Here is a 19448-nt window from a genome sequence, read left to right on the forward strand (position 1 = left end):
CCCGCACCCGGCCTGAGGTGGTGCGCGCGGACAAGGCCTACTCCTCCCGGGCGATCCGCGCCCACCTACGCAGTCGCGGGATCAGGTGCACCATCCCCGAACCAGCCGATCGCATCGCCGCGCGCCTGCGGCGGGGCAGCCGCGGCGGTCGTCCCTTCGCCTTCGATGCCCGCGACTACCGCGCCCGTCATGCTGTGGAATGCGGCATCAACCGGCTCAAACGCCACCGCGCCATCGCAACCAGGTACGACAAACTCGCCGTCCGCTACCAAGCCGCCATTCTCATAACCGCGATAGACGACTGGCTCACCAGGCTTTGAGACAGGCCCTAGGCCGCGGGCGGGCCGAAGGTCCCGCGGGCCGGTGGCTTTCGCCCGGCGTCGCCGCCGGGGCCGGGGTGATCTGCTGGTGGCATGGGTGCTGGTGGCATGGGTGCTGGTGGCATGGGGTGCGCTCTGCGCACGCGGCGCGGGCCGCGTGAGTGAGATGAAGCAGGAGATCGTGGTCGCCTACGACGGCACGCGGCAGAGCCGCGCCGCGATCGAATGGGCCGCGGCGGAGTGCCGGGCCCGCCACCGTGCGGGCGTCACGGTGTGCCAGGTGTGGGACGGCCCCTACCCGGAGCGCGCCGAGGCCGTCGCCGCCGAGGAGCGCCGCCTGGCGGGGCTGCGGCTGTTCGAGGGGGTACGGCTGGCCGAACGCCTGCTGCCGGGCCGCGAGGTCCGCCCCGTGCTCGTGCGGGGAGACCCCAAGGACACGCTGGTCGGCCTCAGCAGGAACGCCGCGATGCTGGTCCTGGGCCACCGGAGCGTGCATGGGCTGGCCAGGCTGCTGCGCGGCTCGGTCAGCGCGTACGCGGCGGCGCATGCCGCCTGCCCGGTCGTCGTGGTCGGCGCGCCGGCGTCCGCGCCGCCCGCCGGCGGGGTGGTGGTGGGGATCGACGCGGCGCGGCCGGTCGGTCCCGAGGCGGACTCCGCCCTGCGCTTCGCCGTGGAGGTCGCCCGCGGCAGGTCGCTGCCGCTGACCGCGGTGTACGCCACGAGGGGGCGTGAGCCGGAGGGCGAGCGGGCGCTGGCGCGGATCGTCGAACCGTGGCGGCTGCGCTGCCGGGCCCGGCCCGCGATCGGGACCAGGGTCGTCGAGGCGCCGGCGCTGCCCGCCCTGGTGGCGTGCGCCCGGGAGGCGTGGCTGCTCGTCGTGGGTACGCACAGAACGGGGGCCGGGCTGCTCGGTTCGGTCGGGCAGGGCCTGCTGCGGCGCGCCGCTTGCCCGGTCGCGGTCGTCCACCCGGTCCCCGTCTGGCCGATACCATGCGATATCCCGACAATCTGAGCCTTTGGAGCGCGTATGTCCCGACCCGGTCTGGTGATCGGCGGATACACCCCCGACACGGAGGGGTCGGGCCCCGGCCTGACGGTGGCCCGGGCGTACGCGGACGGGCGGCTGGAGGCGGTGGCCGAGACGACCGCGTCCGGGCCGTCGTTCGTCGTCGCGCACCCGCGGCTGCCGCTGCTGTACGCCGCGCTCGAACGCCCCGCGGACGGCGGCCTGGCGGTCTTCGCCGACGATCCCACCCCCCGGCTGCTGGCCGAGCACCCCAGCGGCGGCTCGCTCCCGTGCCACGTGGCGGTCGACCCCGAGGGCCGGTGGCTGGCGATCGCCAACTACGGCGACGGGACGGTCACGGCCTACCGGCTGGGTGAGGACGGGATGCCCGAGCCCGGTCCGCTGACGTTCCCGCACGAGGGCCGCGGCCCCCACCCGGACCGGCAGGAGGGCCCGCACGCGCACCAGGCGGTCTTCGGGCCCGGCGGCGTGCTGTACGTGACCGACCTCGGCACCGACGAGGTGCGCCGCTTCCTGCCGGGCATGCGCCCGCATCCGGACGGCCCCGTACGGCTGGCCTCCGGCAGCGGCCCCCGGCACTTCCTGCACCACGAGGGCCACTGGTACGTCACCGGCGAGCTCGACGGCACCGTGCGCGTCTACGACGGCGAGTGGCGGGAGGCGGGCGTGGTGCGCGCGAGCGGCGCCACGGGGGAGAGCGGGGGGGAGAACCTGCCCTCCCACATCGCGCTGTCCGCCGACGGCCGCCACCTGTACGTCGCCAACCGGGGGCCGGACACCCTGGCCGTCTTCGAGGTGGACGGGCCCCGCCTCACGATGACGGCCGAGGTGCCGTCGGGCGGAAGCTGGCCACGCCACTTCGCGATCGACGGCGACCGCCTCTACGTCGCCAACCAGCGGTCCGATTCCGTCGCCGTGCTGGCGCTCAAGGACGGGCTGCCCGAGCCGACCGGTCAGGCACTGGCGGTGGGCACCCCCTCGTGCGTGCTCGTCCGGTAGACCAGGGCAGGTTGATCAGGCCAGGTAGACCAGGCCAGGTTGATCAGGGCACGCGGCCGACGCCGCCGACGATCCACACCCGCTGGGCCTGCCCGGTGCTCTGCGGGGACTCCGGCCGCCACTGGCGGATGTAGACGAGGCCGGGGTCGACGAGCTCCGTGCCGTCGAAGAACCGCAGCACCTTCTCCCGGTCCCGCGGCGCGTCGTCGGCCTGCGGCAGGATCTGCCGGAACAGATTGACGATCGGCGCGGTGAGCTCGGGACGGCTGTCGAAGACGGCGTGACCGATGGCCAGGTAGCTGCCAGGGGCGAGGTGGTCGCGCACGTGGGCCACGCACTTGTACGGCTCGATGGCGTCGGGGAGATACTGCAGCCGGGCCGGGATCAGCACCCCGACCGGCTGCTCGAAGTCGATGAGCCGGAGCATCTCGGGGTCGGCGAGCATCTCCGCCGGGCGCAGGATCGAGCCGTCGACCACCCCCGTGCCGGGGTTGCGGGCGAGCAGGGCCCGCGCGTGGTTGAGCACCACAGGGTCGTCGTCGACGTACACCACGCGGGCGTCGGGCGCGAGCTCCTGGGCGACCTCGTGGGTGTTGCGCCGGGTCGGCAGCCCGGACGCCACGTTGAGGAACTGCCGCACGCCCTGCTCGACGAGGAAGCGCACCACCCGCTCCAGGAACTCGCGGGTGTCCACGGCCATCGTCTTGACCTCGGGCGCGATGATCATCAGCCGCTCGGCGAACTTCCGGTCAGCGGCGAAGTTGTCCTTGCCTCCGAGCAGGTAGTCGCTCATCCGGGCGATGTTCGCGGTGCCGGTGCCGAGGCCCGCCACCTTGGCGGGCCGTTCGCCCCCGCCCAGCTCCGTGCCGCCCAAACCGCCTCCCTCGCTCACAGTCGTTTTATCGGTCATTATCGTGTGCAGGTGTAAGTATCGCCTCAATCCCACCAGAACGACCAGGCGTTCTGGCCCACGATCTGCTCGGCGTAGTCGGCCAGCGTGCCCGGGCCCTGCAGAATGCTGTCCGGGCAGAACGTCCAGTGCTCGGCCGCCACGTGCAGCGCGTGCGCGGGAGTGGCGGGCGGCGCGGCGACGCTGAGGTCCAGCGTGTTGAACCCCATGCCGACCACCCGAGCCCCGAACCGCTCCTCCCAGCTGCGCACGACGGCCGCCAGGGGCACGGTCCACTCGTTGTGGTGCAGCGCCCCCTGCCAGCCCATCGCGACCAAGGCGTCGGCGCCGCGGTTCACCGCGGCCAGTCCCAGTGGCGTCATCCGCTCGGCCACCACGTCCGCGTACCAGTCGGCGACCACGTCGGGGTCGGCCACGAGCGCGGCGGGCGGCGCGATCCCCGGGCACTCGGCCCCGAACGGCGCGAGGTACGCCTCGTGGCCCAGCAGCAGGTCCTGCCACGTCTCGGCCATGAACCCGGCCGCGCTGTAGTAGTCGACCTGGCCGGGCGAGTCCGGCGCGATCTGCCCGGCCGACCAGGGCTGCACGCCGTCCTCCAGCAGCACCGGCCACAGGCCCGATTGGGGGTGCTCGGCGCGCAGCCGGGCCCACAGCCCGGCCGGCACCGGCTCGTCGCTCAGCCAGAACGAGGGGTGGTGATGGGTGCGCAGCCTGTCGTAGTCGGGGTCCGGCCACACGAGGGACCCGGACGGCAGGTCGACGGACAGCACCCGGCCGTCGCCGCCGTCGCCGAACAGCAGCTCCAGACCCGTGGGGAGCCGCCGACGCTCGTGAACCGACATGCGCCAATAATGTCGGACCCGGCCTCGACGCGTCCCGCGAGGGCGATCATTACGGGATGTCGAGGCGGCACAGCCCCTCGGCGAGAACCTTCGTGGTCAGGCGCGTACGGCTGTCGCAGCCCAGCTTGGCGAAGATGTGCTCCAGATGGGTGGTCACGGTGCGCACGCTCAGGACGAGCGCGGCGGCGATCTGCGGGTTGGAGTCGCCCTGCGCGACCCGGGTGAGCACCTCGATCTCCCGCGAGGTCAGGTCGTACGGCAGGGCGCACGGGCGCTCGGCGATGACCGCGCCCTGGATGGAGCCGTGGAAGCCCACGCCGGCCCGGTGGAGGCGCAGCTCGCGCCACTGGCCGGTGCCGTCCAGCCACAGCCCCCGGCGCGACAGCTCGCGGGAGTCGATGAACGCCCTGGCCAGCTCCGCCATCACCGGCTCGGCTGCGAGCGCCTCCGACGGGGGCCACCCGGCCACGTCCCTGCGCCGCCCACCTCGTTCGTACGCCACGGCGTGGAAGCCGGGCGGCAGGCCGAGCGGGTCGATGACGCAGCGGGTCACGTCGGTGAGGTGGGCCAGGGCGGGGGAGACCGCGCTGATCACCGCGGGCGCCTCGGGCGGCAGGTCCGCGCGGGAGCTGACGTGCAGCAGCCCGGTGTAGCGCCCGCCGGTCAGGAACAGCGGCGTCGTGATCCCCGCGCGCCAGCCGTACGGCTCCAGGTGGCGGCGGAAGTAGCGCTCGGTGCCGGGGGAGCCCATGACGACGGGTGTGCGCAGCGACATGGCCCGGCGGTAGGCGTCGAGCCGGGCGTACTCCTCCGCGGCGTCGTCGTCCACCCGCGTGTACCCCGCCGCCACCAGCGAACGGTGCCGGCCGGTCGCCGGGTCGAACGCGACGAACTCGTAGGCCTCCACGGGGATGACCTCGCCCAAGGCGGTCATCGCCCCGTGCGCCCCCTGCCGGGCCACCTGAAAGCCCAGTTCGGCGACGGCGTGCAGGCTCCGCGCGCTGAGGCTGATTGCATCCATGGATCCTCCATGCTCAGCCTGCCGGGTAAAGGTTGCGCAAGGAATACGTAAAGTCTCCGATGCAGTAGGCGGCCCCGTTTCCTACCCTCACCCGCAACACGACGGAGAGGCGGAGGACCAGTGAGGGTCACGAGAAGCCGGGCGGCCGCCCTCGCTGTGGCGGCCATCATGCTGAGCGGCGGGTGCGGGGGAGGATCATCGCCGGCGGGCGGCGGCAAGGAGGCGAACGCGTTCTCCGTCGCGCTGACGGAACCCGACCATCTCACCCCGGGCAACACCTCCAGCGACTACTCGATCACGGTGCTGGACGCGCTCTTCGAGACTCCGGTCTCCATCGACGCCGCCAGCGGCAAGCCTGTGATGCGGGCGGCCGAGTCGGTGAACAGCACCGACCAGAAGGTCTGGACGATCAAGTTCAAGCCGGGCCAGAAGTTCAGCAACGGCGAGCCGGTCACGGCGCAGAGCTTCGCCGACTCCTGGAACGCCACGGCCTACGGCCCCAACGGCTGGACCAACAACTACTACTTCGCCAACATCGAGGGCTACGACAAGCTCAACCCCGAGAAGGGCGACCCGTCCACGGACAAGATGAGCGGCCTCAAGGTGGTGGACGACACCACGCTCGAGGTGACGCTCACCGCGCCGTTCAGCCAGTTCCCGATCACGCTCGCCTACATCGCGTTCGCGCCGATGCCGAAGGCGGCGTTCACCGACCTCAAGGCGTTCGACCAGGCGCCGGTCGGCAACGGGCCGTTCGTGCTCGACGGCACGTGGGAGCACAACAAGCAGATCAAGCTCAAGCGGTCGGCGTCGTACGCGGGCGAGCGCAAGCCCAAGGCCGACGCGGTGACCCTCAAGATCTACGCCAGCCGCGACACCGCGTGGACCGACCTGCGGGCCGGCCGGGTGGACCTGATGACGACGGTCCCGCCGGCCAGCACGGGCGAGGCGAAGAAGCTGCTCGGCGACCGCTTCGTGCAGACCCCCGACGGCACGATGGACTACCTGGGCTTCCCGACCTTCGACAAGCGGTTCGCCAACCCCGACCTGCGCAAGGCGTTCTCCATGGCCATCGACAGGCAGGCCATCGTGGACGCGGTCTACGACGGCGCGTTCAAGCCGATGTCGTCGCTGCTGGCGCCGCTGGTGCCCGGCTACCGGGAGAACGCCTGCGGCGAGGCGTGCACGTACGACCCGGCCAAGGCCAAGGCGCTGTTCGACCAGGCCGGCGGCTTCAGCGGCACGCTGAACCTGTGGTTCTCCAACGCCGACCCGAGCTACGAGCAGTGGATGACCGCCGTCGCCAACCAGCTGAAGCAGAACCTCGGCATCTCGGACATCAAGTTCCGCAAGATCCCGGCCGCCGACTACCTGTCGACCCTGCGCCAGCGCAAGGAGGACGGTCCGTACCGCAACAACTGGGTCATGGACTACCCGAGCCCCCAGGACTACCTCGAGTACATGTGGGGCGCGGGCAACCGGATGGGCTGGGAGAACAAGGAGTTCGACGACCTGATCAAGCAGGCGAACTCGGCGCCCAGCCTGGACGCGAGCCTGCCGCTCTACCAGAAGGCCGAGGACGTCGCGCTGGCCGAGATGCCGATGATCCCGCTGTGGAACTGGCAGAACCAGATCGGCTTCACCAGCCGGCTGACCGGCGTGAACGTGACCCCGTACAGCAAGAACCTGTACACGATCAGCGTGAAGCAGGGGTGACACAAGGGTGAGGTACGCCGCGCAGCGCCTGGCCCAGGCGATCCCGGTGTTCTTCGCGACCACCTTCCTGATCTACACGATGGTGTTCGCGCTGCCGGGCGACCCGATCCTGGCGCTCGCGGGCGACAAGCCGGTGCCCGCGCAGGTGCTCGCGGTCATGCGGGCGCGCTACCACCTGGACGACCCCCTGCTCGTGCAGTACGGCCGCTACATGCTCGGGGTGTTCCAGGGCGACCTGGGGGAGACCTTCACCGGCCAGCCGGTGAGCGAGCTCCTCCAGGACCGGTGGGCGGTCACCGCGCAGCTCGCGCTGACCGCCTGGGTCTTCGAGCTCGTCGTCGGCATCGGCCTCGGCGTCCTGGCCGGGCTGCGCCGCGGCGGGGCCGCCGACACGGCGGTCCTCGCCGGCACCACGTTCGTCATCGCGGTCCCGGTGTTCGTCGTCGGGTACACGGCTCAGATCGTGCTGGGCCTCAATCTCGGGCTGTTCCCGACCGCGGGGACCGAGGAGGGCTGGCCGGGCAGTTACCTGCTGCCCGGCATGGTCCTCGGCTCGTTCGGCCTGGCGTACGTGGCAAGGCTCACCCGCACCTCCCTCGTGGAGAACCTGCGTGCCGACTACGTCCGCACGGCGACCGCGAAGGGACTGTCCCGGCGGCGGGTGGTGGGGCTGCACGCGCTGCGCAACTCGCTCATCCCGGTCGTGACCTACCTCGGCGTCGACTTCGGCAACCTCATGGCCGGGGCGGTCGTCACCGAGGGCATCTTCAACCTGCCCGGCATCGGCCAGCAGGTGTTCCAGTCCATCCAGCTCCAGGAGGGTCCCGTCGTCGTCGGCGTCGTCACCCTGCTCGTCATGATCTTCATTCTCGCCAACCTGGCCGTCGACCTGCTGTACGGCGTGCTCGACCCGAGGATCCGCCGTGCTCGCGCGTGACGCCTGGCTGGAGCTGCGCGGCCGGGTGGTGTTCTGGTTCTCCGCGGCCGTCCTGCTGGTGGCCGTGGCGATGGCGGCCTTCCCCGGGCTGTTCGCCCACCTCGGCCCCAACGAGGCCTGCGACCTGCGCATGTCGAAGCGCGGCCCGGCGAACGGCGCGCTGTTCGGGTACGACCTGCAGGGCTGCGACTACTGGTCGCAGGTCGTGCACGGCACCCGGGCGTCCATCGTGGTCGGCGTCTCGGTCACCGTCTTCGCCATGCTGATCTCCATCCTGCTGGGGCTGGTGGGCGGCTACTACGGGGGCGTGGCCGACGCGGTCATCTCCCGGCTCACCGACGTGTTCTTCGGCATCCCGTTCGTGCTGGGCGCGACCGTCGTGCTGGTCGCCTTCCCCGACCACGGGATATGGGCGATGACGCTGGTCCTCGTGCTGCTCGGCTGGACGACCATGACCCGGCTGATGCGCGGCCAGGTCATCGCCGTCAAGGACATGGACTTCGTCGCCGCGGCCCGCATGCTGGGCGCGAGCGACCGCAGGCTCATGGTGCGGCACATCCTGCCCAACTCCGTCGCGCCGGTCATCGTCGTGGCCATGCTGAACGTCGGGAACGTCATCGCGGGGGAGGCGACCCTCGACTACCTCGGCGTCGGCCTGCAGTATCCCGACGTGTCGTGGGGCCTGCAGCTGAACATCGCCCAGACGTTCTTCGCCGAGCACCCCCACCTGCTGGTCTTCCCCGCGCTGTTCCTCACCGCGACGGTGCTGAGCTTCCTCATGCTCGGCGACGTGGTGCGCGACGCCCTCGACCCCCGCCTGCGCTGAGGCTCCAGCTTCGTCGCCCAAAGCGACAGGGCGAACACGGTGGGTGAGTTAGCGTGCGCCCGTGTCTACCGATCTTCCCGCCCGGCACGATCCGGGCGCCTTCGACCTCGCCAGGGACGTGGCCCCGGGCCTGCCGCTGACGCTGGTGGAGCAGTGGCGGGCGAGCGGCCGCACCGCCGCCGACGCCCGGCGCCTGCTCGGCGCGCACGTCACGACCGGATACAGCGTGGTGTCCGACTCGGCCGGGCTGACCAGAATGAGCCGCAGCCTCGGCCTGCTGGAGGTGCTGGCGCTCATCGACGGCCCGAAACGCGTCCTGCACGCGTACGGGACCGGCGCGGGCGGCCGGGCCGTGGGCGTCTGGGCGGCCGACAACGCGCAGATGTTCCATCCCGCCACGACCGACGCGGGAACGCTGCTGTCGGCGCTGCTGCGGGCGCAGGACGAGATCGGGCGCACCTGCCGGATCCGCGTCGGCGTCGGCGTCCACCACGGCGACTACTACGACCTGGACGGCGGCCTGTACGGCGCCGAGGCCGACGCGATCGAGCACCTCGCGGAGAACGGCACCGAAGGCGGGGAGATCGCGGTCACGGAGGCGGTGGCCGAGCGGCTGCCCGCCGGCCACGGCTTCGTCCTGCGCCGCAAGGACGGGCAGGACGGCAAGGACGGGCCTCTGGGCGCCGTCTACCGGGTGCTCGACGGCCCGCGCGCCGGCGACGCGGCGCCTCCCGACAGGTGGTACCCCATCCCCTATCCGGCGGCCTTCTACGAGGACCTGCTGCGCCTCGACCCACAGGATGCCGGGGCACAGGACGCCGGGTACGCCGCGACGCTCGCGGAAAAGCACCTGCGGGAGCGGACGGTGGTCCTCATCGAACGCGGCGAGCACGGCGAGGCCGGGACGGGGAACGACGTTCCCGAGGTCGCGCTCCTGAGCGGGCTGGACCTGTCGGCCCGCATGCGGGAGATCGGCCTGCGCCTCCTGCCCGCGGAGGGCGCCGTCGAGGTCAAGGTCGCGGGTCCGCTGGCCATCTACCTGTTCGACGATCCCGGCCCCGCCGTGCCCTTCGCCCTTGAGCTGCGCGCGGCCCTGGCCGAGGCCGGGATGACCTGCCGCATCGGGCTGGACAGCGGGCCGGTGCTGTCCGGGCGGACGCCGGACGGCGGCCGCGACGTGGCCGGCGCGCCCGTGAACCAGGCCTCCAAGATGGCCCAGGACCTCGCCGCTCCCGGCCTGGTCTGCCTGAGCGAGGCGGTCGCCGCGCATGCCGGCCTGGGCGGGTTCTCCCTCGTCCGGCACGCCGTCTCCGGCGTGGACCTGACCTTCTACCAGGGCTGAGCGTTCCTACGGCTTCTACGACGCGACGAGCAGCCGGTCGAGGACGCGGACCCCGAACTCCAGGCCCTCGACCGGCACGCGCTCGTCGAGACCGTGGAACATGCCGAAGTAGTCGAGGTCCGGCGGCAGCAGCAGCGGCGCGAAGCCGTACCCCCTGATGCCGATCCTGGCGAACCACTTGGCGTCGGTGCCGCCCGTCATGACGTACGGCACCGGCCTGCCGGCGGGGTCCTCGGCGAGCAGGGCGGCGGTGAGCTCGTCGAACAGGCCCTCCGCGGGAGAGGAGACGGCCTCCTCGAAGCTGACGAACTCGCGGCTGACCTTCGGCCCGAGCAGCCGGTCGACGGTCTCCAGGAACTCGTCGCGCTGCCCCGGCAGGAACCGGCCGTCGACGTGGGCCTGGGCCGTGCCGGGGATGACGTTGACCTTGTATCCCGCGTCGAGCATCGTCGGGTTGGCCGAGTTGCGCAGCACGCCCTTGAACAGGGCCGCCGCGCGGGGAATCCGCTCGATCTCCTCCTCCAGCCGGTCGACGTCGATCGGCCGGCCGAGCGCCCGCGACAGCTCGTCGATCAGCCGCGCCACCTCGGGCGTCAGCCGTACGGGCCAGGGGTGGTCGGCGAGGCGGGCGAGGGCCCGGGCGAGCTCGGCCACGGGGTTGTCCACGGCGGGCTTGGACCCGTGACCGGGCACGCCGCGGGCCGTCAGGCGCATCCAGGCGGTGCCGCGCTCCCCGACGGCCACCGGGTAGATGCGGACGTCGCCCTCATACCAGGAGAAGCCGCCGGACTCGCTGATCGCCTCCGTGCAGCCCTCGAACAGGTCGCGGTGCCGCTCGATCGCGTGGCCGGCGCCGTACTCGCCGGTGGACTCCTCGTCGGCGAGGAACGCCAGCACGAGGTCGCGCCTGGGGCGCACGCCCCTGCGCGCGTTCTCGCGGGCCCAGGCGAGGGTCATGGCGAGCGTGCCCTTCATGTCGACCGCGCCCCGGCCGTGCACGCAGCCGTCCTCGATCTCCCCGGAGAACGGGTGCGTACGCCACTCGGCGGGGTCGGCGGGCACGACGTCGAGGTGCCCGTGCAGGAGCAGCGCGTCGGGACTGTCTCCGGGGATGCGCGCCACCACACTGGTGCGGCGCGGCGCCGAGTCGAACACCACCGGCTCGATGCCGACCTCGGCGAGCAGGGACGCCACGTATTCCGCGGCCCGCCGCTCGCCCGGCCCGTCGCCGGACCCGTCGTTGGTGGTGTCGATCCGCAGCAGTTCCGAGCAGATCGCCGCGACCTCACTCATGACGCCCCACCTTCCAGTTTCAGGGGCGGGACCTCGGGAGTCGGGAAGCCGAAGACGATCCCGTAGAAGGCCAGCTCGGCCTCCAGGGCCCGGACGATGGTCTCCTCACGCCGCCACCCGTGCTGTTCCCCCTCGAACGTGAGGTACGCCCACCGGTGCCCATGGCGGGCCAGCGCGGCGGCGAAGCGCTCCGACTGCGCGGGATCGACCACCTTGTCCTCCAGGCCGTGCAGGAGCAGGGCCGGGCCGGACGCCCGTTCGGCGTGCAGTTCGGGCGACCTGTCCACGTAGCGCTGCCGGGTCTCGGGCAGCGGGCCGATCAGCCCGTCGAGGTAGCGCGACTCGAAGTCGTGCGTCTCCGCCGCCCAGTGTTCGGGGTCGGAGATGCCGTAGTGGGACACCGCGCCGCAGAAGACGTCGCTGTGGACGAGCGCGGCCATCGACGTCCAGCCGCCGGCGCTGCCGCCTCTGATCGCCACCTTCTCCGCCCGCCCGCTGTCAAGCAGCCACCGCGCCACCGTCTCGCAGTCGCGCACGTCCACCACGCCCCAGCTGTGGCGCAGCCGCTCGCGGTAGGCCCTGCCGTAGCCGGTGGAGCCGCCGTAGTTGACCTCCGCGACGCCGATGCCCCTGCTGGTGAAGTACGCGATCTCCAGGTCGAGCACCGGCGGGGCCGAACTCGTCGGCCCGCCGTGCACGAACACCACGTACGGCGCGGGCCCGCCGTCCTGCAGGGCCGCCGGGGCGTACAGGTGCGCGTGGACCCCCTCGACGGTCACCGCCTCGGGCGTGGGCAGCTCGGCGTCCTGGGGCACCGGCTTGCCCGGGGACAGCACCTCGTGCGCCCCCGTCTCCAGGTGGACCCGCACCACCTCGTACGGCCGGTGGGGCGAGGCCGCGACGCCCACGACGTGGGAGCCCCGGGCCGACAGGGCGGGCGCCCAGTAGGTGTAGCCGCCGCCGACGTCCCTGAGGGAACCGGTCGCGGCCGGGTCGTCGACGACCCCGAGCCGCCGCTCGTCGGCCGTGCCGTACACGGCGGCGATCCGCCCGTCCGCCACGGCGAAGAACGTGCCGCCGATCTTCCAGGTGGCGTCGCCGAACTCCAGCGGCACCGGGGTCAGGTCGCGCGCCGTGCCGTCCAGGCCGACGAGGTGGATGTTCCACCAGCCGGTGGGGTCGGTCACGGCGTACAGGCTCTGGTCGTCGCGCCACTCGGCCTGGCAGGTGGACGCGCCGGACAGCAGGACGCGGTGGGGGCCGCCGTCCACGGATCCGACGCAGAGCTCGGTGGCGTCCCAGGGCATGTCCGGGTGGTTCCAGCCGATCCAGGCGAGCGACCGCCCGTCCGGCGAGACGCGCGGGTTCATCAGGAAATGGTGGGTCTTCACCACGCTGCGCAGGGGGGATCCGTCCAGCGGCACCGCGACGATGTCGCGCTCGCCGCTGCGCGCGTCGCCCCGCTCGCGCACGCACCACACCTCGTTGCCGTGGACGACGAGGTCGGCGTAGCGGGCGGGCTCCTCGGGGGTGAGCGGGACCGGCTCCCCGCCGGGGGAGCACAGGTAGATCCGGCCGTCCGCCCAGTTGGTGAACACCAGACGGCCCTCGTGCGCCCGCCAGGACCGCCCGCCGTACTCCATGACCCGGTTCCTGGCGTTCCAGCCCTGCGGGAGCACGTCCTCGATCACGCCGTCTGCCCTGCGCCGCACGACGCAGCGCCGGCCGCCCTCCCGCGGGCGGGGCTCGTCCCACCAGACCTCGTCTCCCGAGATCTCCAGCCACAGCGGACGGTCGTCCACCCGTGCGACGTCGACGGCCCGAATCGTCACCAGTTCCCCCCGGAGTCTGGAAGCGGAGTGCCGGGGGGATGCACGATGTGCGCGATCCCCCCGCTGCTCGTGGCACGCAGCCAGACGCTCTCGAACGCCGCGCGGGGGTACACCCGCCGCACGCCGCCGTCGTCCGGCGCGGCCGGATCGTTCGCGATCACGTCGCCCTCCCCGGTGAACCCGGTGACGACCATGATGTGCCCGCCCGTGGAGTATCCGGCACCGGGGAGTTCGTGATCGCGGAACGCCTGCGAGGTGATCACCGGGATCCCGGCGGCGATGAACCGCTCCAGCTCGGCCAGCGAACGCAGCCGCGTGACGAAGCCGTCCAGCCCGTACCGCCCGGCGTACGCGACGCCGAAGGGCCAGTTGCCGGTGCCCTGGTAGCTGTGGTCGTACATGTCGCGCGCGGCGTGGTCGACGGCCGGGCACGGGTCGCCGGGGGCCACCCAGGCGAGGTCGGCCGGGGTGGGTCCCAGCCCCCAGTAGCCCAGCACCATCGTGAACGCCGCGGGGCTGCACCAGGACTCCCCGCCGCCGTCCCACTGCGGATAGTGCCCGGTGTGGACCTTCTGCGAACGGCGCGGCACGTCGAGCTCGACCGCCCGCGGCCCCGGCGGGCCGCCTCTGCCCGCCTGCCCCACGGCCGAGGCCATCACGGTGAGCGAGCGCACGCCGCCGCCGCTGCCGTACAGGGTGGCGCGTACGCGGTAGGACGTGACGGGGCGGGCGGCGACGAAGGTGTCGACCGCGACGTCCCCGTCGGCGTCCCCCTGACCGGGCAGCGACGTGCGGTGGATGTCGGCGTCGGTCTCGGCCCACCGGCCCATGACGTACCACTTGGTCAGGTCGCCGACGGCGGTCCTCGCCTGGATCTCGATCTCCAGCCAGGCGCCGGGCGGCGCGGCGGCCGTCCACGACGGCACCAGTTCGGTGGCCGCGAAGCCGATCTCCCGCTCCGGGGACGTCCAGCGGATGTAGGGCCACTCCCGCTCGCCGCCGGGAGCGAACGGATCCAGATATTTCGCCGTCCCCGTCTCCCGGGCCTCGACGGACCACCGGTGGAGGACGACGGGGCTCACCTGGGGGCTCGGTCCGGCCGACAGCAGGGTGACCACCTCGCCGATTGTTGTTACCGCCCCGACCTGGCACATCGGATGGTTTACGTATCCGACACATGGGACGCTACGTCATCGGCGGCCGTGCTCCGTGCGGCCGGTCAGTCGTGCGGCCGGTCAGAGATAGAGGCCGGTGGCGGGGGCGGGTTCGGCGGCGGCCGGGCGGCCGTCCCGCAGGGCGAACAACTCGGCCAGCGTCGCGCCGCCCACGCCGGCGCCCGCGGCGCCCAGCCACTCGGCCGCCTGCCCGGCGTCGAACCGGCCGACCTCGATCTGCGCCAGGCACCGTCCGGGCCGTACGACGGCAGGATGGAGCCTGCTGAGGTCCTCGTTGGTCGTGATGGCCACGAGCACGTCCCTGCCCTGGCCGAGCAGCCCGTCGGTCAGGTTGAGCAGGCGTGACAGCCCCTGGCCCGTCGACTGCTTGGCCTCGGCGCGGATCAGTTCGTCGCAGTCCTCCAGGACGAGCAGTCGCCAGCGCGGCTCCTCGTCCTCGCCCGGGCCGTCCCAGCCGACGGCGACGTCCATCAGGTAGCCCGGGTCGTTGAACAGCAACTCGGGGTCGAGCACGCAGTCGACCTGGCACCAGGACCCCCACTCGCGCGCGAGCGTGCGCAGCAGCGTCGTCTTGCCGGTGCCGGGCGGGCCGTGCAGGAGGACAAGGCGGCCCGTCACGTCGGCCGCGGTCGTCGCCATGAGGGTGTCCAGGCGGCCGACGGCGGCCGTGGGGTAGTTCCTCCTGATCTCCGGCCAGGAGGAGGTCGTGATGGGCTTGGCGGAGCGGTGCGGCCCGTGGCTCGACCTCCACCAGAAGCCCATGCGCACGTGGTCGGCGTCGGGAGCCGCCTCCTCCGCGTTCCTGGTCGCCTGCTCCAGAACCGATCCGGCCAGTTCCTCGCTCACCGCCGTGGCGGTGAGCGTCGCCGACCGGTTCGCGCCGCGGACCACCCGCAGCGTCCATCCCTCGCCCGCGATCAGGCGGGTCTCGTACCCGTCGGTGTGCTGGGCGACGCGGAGCAGCCGGCCGCCCTCCGCGGTCAGCGGGGCGTCGGCGCGGACCCGGCCGAGGCTGGTGGTGCGGGACCAGGGCTGCTCGCCGGTCGCGAACGGCGACAGCGCCATGGCGTCGATCACGTCGGCCGGGCTGTCGGCGTCGTCGAGCCAGATCCGCATCGGCACCGGCGGCGGGGGCGTGGATTGAGGAGAGAAGTCGACCTCCTTGATAACGGACATACAGTGATGATCTCGACGTGCGACTCGCTCTGTCGAATGGATTTATGGGCCTATTCAGTTTTCTTGCTGTTTAAGCAGTTTCATATGGGCAAAAGGCAGTACCTGCTGGGGCGTTACCGCTACGCTCGGTGTCCAGTCGTACGGTTTTCAACGGAGAGCACTGTGGCCATCGATCTCGTGTCCCGCGCTGAATGGGGCGCGCGTCCTCCCAGGGGCTCGTACTCGTCGCTGACCTCCACGCGCGGCGTGAAGGTCCACTACACCGGCGGCCGGGTGGACCCGGGCATCGTCACCGACCACGCCAAGTGCGTGGCCATGGTGAAGTCCATCCAGAACTTCCACATCGACGGCAACGGCTGGATCGACATCGGGTATTCGATGGTCGCCTGCCCGCATCGGAAGGTCTTCGTCGGCCGCGGGCCGGGGCACCTGCCGGCCGCCAACGGCCCCGGCCTGAACTCCGGCCATTACGCCGTGCTCGGTCTCGTCGGCAACGCCGGCCTGGTCCAGCCGACCGACGGCATCCTGCACGCGATCCTGGACGCGGTGGAGTATCTGCGCGACAAGGGCGGCGCGGGCAAGGAGATCAAGGGCCACCGCGACGGCTACTCCACCGACTGCCCCGGCGACCCGCTGTACGCCTGGATCAAGAAGGGCGCGCCGCGTCCCGGCACCACCCAGCCGCAGCCGGAGCCCGAACCGGAGCCCACGCGGCAGTGGCCCGGCCGCCTGCTCAAATACCCGCCCGTGACGCGCGGCGACGACGTGCGCGCCTGGCAGGCCAGGATGAAGGAGCTCGGCTACGACATCGCCGTGGACGGCGCGTACGGGCCGGACTCCCAGGACGTGTGCCGCAGGTTCCAGAAGGATCGGCACCTCGACGTGGACGGCATCGTCGGCTCCGAGACCTGGAACGCCGCGTTCGCCACGTCCTGAGGAGCCCGGCCCGGGGTCGGGGAGGACCAAAGCCCGACTGTCCGATGGCATCGAATCGAGTCGCCGGAGAAGCCCTGCGCAGTCGGGATGTCCCTGTCGCGTGCGCTGCCGGTTCTCGATCTTGAAACCGTTGACACATCCCATGTGTGAGACATCTGACACGGTCTGAAAGTTGCATCACGGTCGGGCTTCCTGGTGTGAATCGGCTGTGGTGGAGCCGCATGCCCGCAGTGATCCCATCTTCGCTGAACCGCGAGCCTTGACAGGAGGGACCCCGGGGCTTACGTGTGATGTCCGGCCATTTCGTCGAATCGATACGACACCCCCGGACCAGGAGACAGCGTGCCCCCTATGAAGCGGAGCGATCCCTCCTCCCGTCCTCGACGTCGGGCGAGCAGGTGGCCGGCGGTGATGGCGGCCCTTCTGCTCGCGATGATCGGAGCTCAGCCGGCTGTGGCGGCACAGCGGTCTGCGCCGTCGGAGTCCGCCGCGACGGTTGCCGCCGCCGGCGACATCGACGGCGTCACCGCGGGCAATGCCGCGATCGCCTCGGTCGATCTCGCCGGGACGTGGAGCTTCACCCCGGCGGGCCGGTCGACGACGTCGATCAAGGTGCCCGGAGGCGGCTGGTACAAGCAGGGTTTCACCGATGTGTCCCAGGCGGTGTACTCGCGTACGGTGACGGTGCCGGACTCGGGGCAGCCGCAGTCGACGTGGATCGAGTTCGGCGCGGTGAACCACCAGGCGACCTTGTCGGTGGACGGTCGGGTGGTCGCGACGCAGACCACGGCCTTCACCCCGTCGAAGTTCGACATCAGCGCCTACGCCGCCCCGGGCACCACTCATACGATCAGCGTTGACGTGAAGGGCCGCGGCGCGCTGAAGAACCCGGCGAACGGCAAGTACATCGTGCCCGTGGCCGCCGACTGGTCCGAGGCGGTCCCGCAGGGCATCTACCGCTCCGCGTTCCTGCGGGTGTATCCGGCCGTGTACGTCAGCGACACGTTCATCCGCACGTCGGTGGCGAATCAGACCCTCGGTTACGACGTGTGGGTGACCAACACCTCGGGCAGCGCTCGATCGGTGACGCTGACCGGCGAGCTGTCCTCGGACGGCGGCGGGACGTTCGATTACCCGGCGCTGCCGTCCCGCACCGTGACCGTGGGGGCGCGGTCGACGGCCAAGGTCACGGTCGATTCCGTCGCGTGGAACCTCGGCACCGCCTCGTACTGGTGGCCGAACGTCCCCTACCGGCCGGGGTATCGAGCCCAGCTTCACCGCCTCAAGGTTCGCGCGGCGACCGACGACGGCCGGACAAGTGACGCGACCTACCGGTTCGGGTTCCGAGAGACCACTCAGAACGGCGAGTACTACTACATCAACGGCATCCGGGTGAACTTCCGCGGTGACAACCTGCAGGGTGCGGACTACGACCGGGTCGACTACGGAGGCAAGGGCGACGCCTACGACACGCTGCCCGGCTTCCTCCCGCCTTCGGCGGGCAACGGCGGCTGGCCGCAGGCCGTGGACAACTACCAGAGGCTCAACTACAACGTGGTGCGCATCCACCAGGAGCCGGCCAGCCCGTACATGCTCGACGTGGCCGACGAGACGGGCCTGATGATCATCGACGAGACCGGCGTCCGCGGCAGCGCGCAGGACTTCGTCGCAGGGCACGACCACATGGTCGCGCACGCCCGCGCACTCACGGTGCGGGACCGCAATCATCCCGCCGTCATCCGCTGGAGCCAGGCCAACGAACCGACCTTCGGCAACGACTCCGAGCAGTTCGAGCAGGATCTCTACGCGGCGATGAACGGCAACGACGGCACCCGGCCGGTCAGCCTCGACGCCGCGCCCGGCGCCGACTCACCCAGCCGGTACCCGAACATGAGGTACGCCAACTTCGCGATCTTCTCGCATTACCTCGACGGCGTCGGACAGTACGGGGAGCGGGTGGCCTCCGTGACCGGCCGCCCCGACGGCGAGGGTGAGTACGTCTGGAACAAGTGCAACACCAAGCAGGGCTTCATGTGGTTCGCCACGGCGACGGCCGCCAAGCGTGGCAAGGATGCCGCCGACCTGCGCCCGTACACGCTGCTGTCCGCGTGGGCCGGTTTCGTGCCCGGCGTGCGTACCGCGGACTTCGTGCCGGAGGAGGGCGGCCATCCGCTCTACGGTGCGGACAACCTGTCCGATCCCTGGAGCAACCCCCAGATTCAGCGCGTCCAAGCCGCGTTCAACCCGGTCGCGGCGATCGACCTGCCCTACTGGTCGGCGTCCGGGGTCTCCGACGCCAACGGCGACTTCCCGCTGCCGCAGGCCGTGAACGCCTACGCCTACAACGCCTCCGCGACCCGAAACATCACCGTCTTCAACGACGACCTGCGCGACACCTCCGTCGGATTCTCCTGGTCGGCGCGGCTCGACCGGCCCGACGGCCCCGTCGTCGCGTCGGGGCAGACCACACTGAACATCCCACTGGGCTCGCGGGTCACCCAGCCGGTCACCTTCACCACACCGGCGACCGGCTCACGGGTGTACCTGGTCCTGACGACCACCAAATCGGGTGCCACGACGTTCACCGACGCGGTCGAGTACTTCACCCTCGGGTCCGGTTCGGGCGGCCCGGTGTCGGGCGCGGCCTACCGCATCGTCAACCGCAACAGCGGCAAACCGCTCGCCGTGGCCGGCGGCTCCACCGCCGACGGCGCCAAGGTCGTGCAGCAGACCGGCGCCGCCGCCTGGACCGTCACCAGCGGTCAGGGCGGTGCGTACACCCTGCGCTACGTCCCCACCGGCAAGGTCCTCGACGTCAACGGCGGCAGCACGACCCAAGGGCTGCAACTGCAGCAGTGGACCGCCAACGGCGGCGCCAACCAGCTGTGGTACCTCCGGTCCACCGGCGACGGCTATTACACGATCGTCAGCTACGGCAGCGGGCTGCTGGCGGACGTGTACGGCGCGTCGACCTCCGACGGTGCCCAGGTCGTGCAGTGGGCCGCCAACGGCGGCGCCAACCAGCAATGGCAGCTGGTCCTGGCCTGAGACCCCTGGGGACGGCCCGGGCGGTTGGCGTTGTCCACAGACCGGGAC

The 19448-nt window shown here is 71.7% G+C and carries 16 protein-coding genes; 9 read left to right on the forward strand and 7 right to left on the reverse strand.

The features are described 5' to 3' along the window. The 3 genes from FLW16_RS21635 to FLW16_RS21645 all read left to right on the forward strand — a co-directional run. Window positions 1-320, forward strand: a 320-nt coding sequence (locus FLW16_RS21635; protein ID WP_142561935.1) for a transposase, incomplete at its 5' end; no start/stop codon positions are given. A gap of 43 nt (window positions 321-363) precedes the next feature. Then, on the forward strand, window positions 364-1332 hold the full coding sequence (locus tag FLW16_RS21640; RefSeq protein WP_142561936.1) for a universal stress protein: 969 nt from the start codon (window positions 364-366) through the stop codon (window positions 1330-1332). Between the two features lie 15 nt (window positions 1333-1347). Further along, window positions 1348-2346 carry a lactonase family protein gene (locus FLW16_RS21645; protein WP_142561937.1) on the forward strand — a complete coding sequence of 333 codons (999 nt, stop codon included), beginning with the start codon at window positions 1348-1350 and terminating at the stop codon, window positions 2344-2346. Between the two features lie 43 nt (window positions 2347-2389). Here the strand turns inward: FLW16_RS21645 and FLW16_RS21650 are convergent, their stop codons facing one another. The 3 genes from FLW16_RS21650 to FLW16_RS21660 form a co-directional block, all read right to left on the reverse strand. Beyond that, window positions 2390-3220 (reverse strand): SAM-dependent methyltransferase, encoded by an 831-nt coding sequence (locus tag FLW16_RS21650; RefSeq protein WP_260615452.1) that lies wholly within the window; start codon window positions 3218-3220, stop codon window positions 2390-2392. A gap of 62 nt (window positions 3221-3282) precedes the next feature. Next, window positions 3283-4098, reverse strand: coding sequence for a DUF4253 domain-containing protein (locus FLW16_RS21655; protein ID WP_142561939.1), 816 nt, complete (start codon window positions 4096-4098; stop codon window positions 3283-3285). Window positions 4099-4147: 49 nt separating this feature from the next. After that, the gene (locus FLW16_RS21660; RefSeq protein ID WP_142561940.1) at window positions 4148-5119 is read right to left on the reverse strand and encodes a LuxR C-terminal-related transcriptional regulator; all 972 of its coding nucleotides are present in this window, start codon (window positions 5117-5119) and stop codon (window positions 4148-4150) included. A gap of 120 nt (window positions 5120-5239) precedes the next feature. Here FLW16_RS21660 and FLW16_RS21665 point away from each other — a divergent pair, with 120 nt between their 5' ends. The 4 genes from FLW16_RS21665 (at window position 5240) to FLW16_RS21680 (ending at window position 9940) form a co-directional block, all read left to right on the forward strand. Further along, window positions 5240-6835, forward strand: a complete 1596-nt coding sequence (locus FLW16_RS21665) for an ABC transporter substrate-binding protein (RefSeq protein ID WP_142561941.1) — start codon at window positions 5240-5242, stop codon at window positions 6833-6835. A 7-nt stretch (window positions 6836-6842) separates the two neighbouring features. After that, a complete protein-coding gene (locus FLW16_RS21670; RefSeq protein ID WP_079319243.1) occupies window positions 6843-7772 on the forward strand; it encodes an ABC transporter permease in 930 nt (309 codons plus the stop codon). After that, window positions 7759-8598 carry an ABC transporter permease gene (locus tag FLW16_RS21675; RefSeq protein ID WP_142561942.1) on the forward strand — a complete coding sequence of 280 codons (840 nt, stop codon included), beginning with the start codon at window positions 7759-7761 and terminating at the stop codon, window positions 8596-8598. Before FLW16_RS21670 ends, FLW16_RS21675 begins: the two co-directional genes overlap by 14 nt. A gap of 61 nt (window positions 8599-8659) precedes the next feature. Further along, window positions 8660-9940: a family 3 adenylate cyclase gene (locus FLW16_RS21680; protein WP_142561943.1), complete on the forward strand. Its 1281-nt coding sequence runs from the start codon at window positions 8660-8662 to the stop codon at window positions 9938-9940. A 15-nt stretch (window positions 9941-9955) separates the two neighbouring features. Here FLW16_RS21680 and FLW16_RS21685 read toward each other — a convergent pair whose 3' ends face one another. The 4 genes from FLW16_RS21685 to FLW16_RS21700 form a co-directional block, all read right to left on the reverse strand. Beyond that, the gene (locus tag FLW16_RS21685) at window positions 9956-11233 is read right to left on the reverse strand and encodes a M20/M25/M40 family metallo-hydrolase (RefSeq protein ID WP_142561944.1); all 1278 of its coding nucleotides are present in this window, start codon (window positions 11231-11233) and stop codon (window positions 9956-9958) included. After that, window positions 11230-13065 (reverse strand): prolyl oligopeptidase family serine peptidase, encoded by a 1836-nt coding sequence (locus tag FLW16_RS21690; protein ID WP_260615453.1) that lies wholly within the window; start codon window positions 13063-13065, stop codon window positions 11230-11232. Before FLW16_RS21690 ends, FLW16_RS21685 begins: the two co-directional genes overlap by 4 nt. Beyond that, window positions 13062-14183: a C39 family peptidase gene (locus FLW16_RS21695; RefSeq protein ID WP_260615454.1), complete on the reverse strand. Its 1122-nt coding sequence runs from the start codon at window positions 14181-14183 to the stop codon at window positions 13062-13064. The genes FLW16_RS21690 and FLW16_RS21695 overlap by 4 nt, the downstream gene beginning before the upstream one ends. 117 nt (window positions 14184-14300) lie before the next feature. Further along, window positions 14301-15416 (reverse strand): DUF5925 domain-containing protein, encoded by a 1116-nt coding sequence (locus FLW16_RS21700; RefSeq protein WP_142561946.1) that lies wholly within the window; start codon window positions 15414-15416, stop codon window positions 14301-14303. Window positions 15417-15578: 162 nt separating this feature from the next. Between FLW16_RS21700 and FLW16_RS21705 the strand changes: the two genes are divergently transcribed. Continuing rightward, the gene (locus tag FLW16_RS21705; protein ID WP_142561947.1) at window positions 15579-16352 is read left to right on the forward strand and encodes an N-acetylmuramoyl-L-alanine amidase; all 774 of its coding nucleotides are present in this window, start codon (window positions 15579-15581) and stop codon (window positions 16350-16352) included. A gap of 411 nt (window positions 16353-16763) precedes the next feature. Then, complete coding sequence (locus tag FLW16_RS21710) at window positions 16764-19400, forward strand: RICIN domain-containing protein (protein ID WP_260615477.1); 2637 nt, start codon at window positions 16764-16766, stop codon at window positions 19398-19400. Window positions 19401-19448: the final 48 nt, after the last annotated feature.

The sequence above is a fragment of the Microbispora sp. KK1-11 genome (genome assembly GCF_006874435.1).
Lineage (GTDB): Bacteria > Actinomycetota > Actinomycetes > Streptosporangiales > Streptosporangiaceae > Microbispora > Microbispora catharanthi.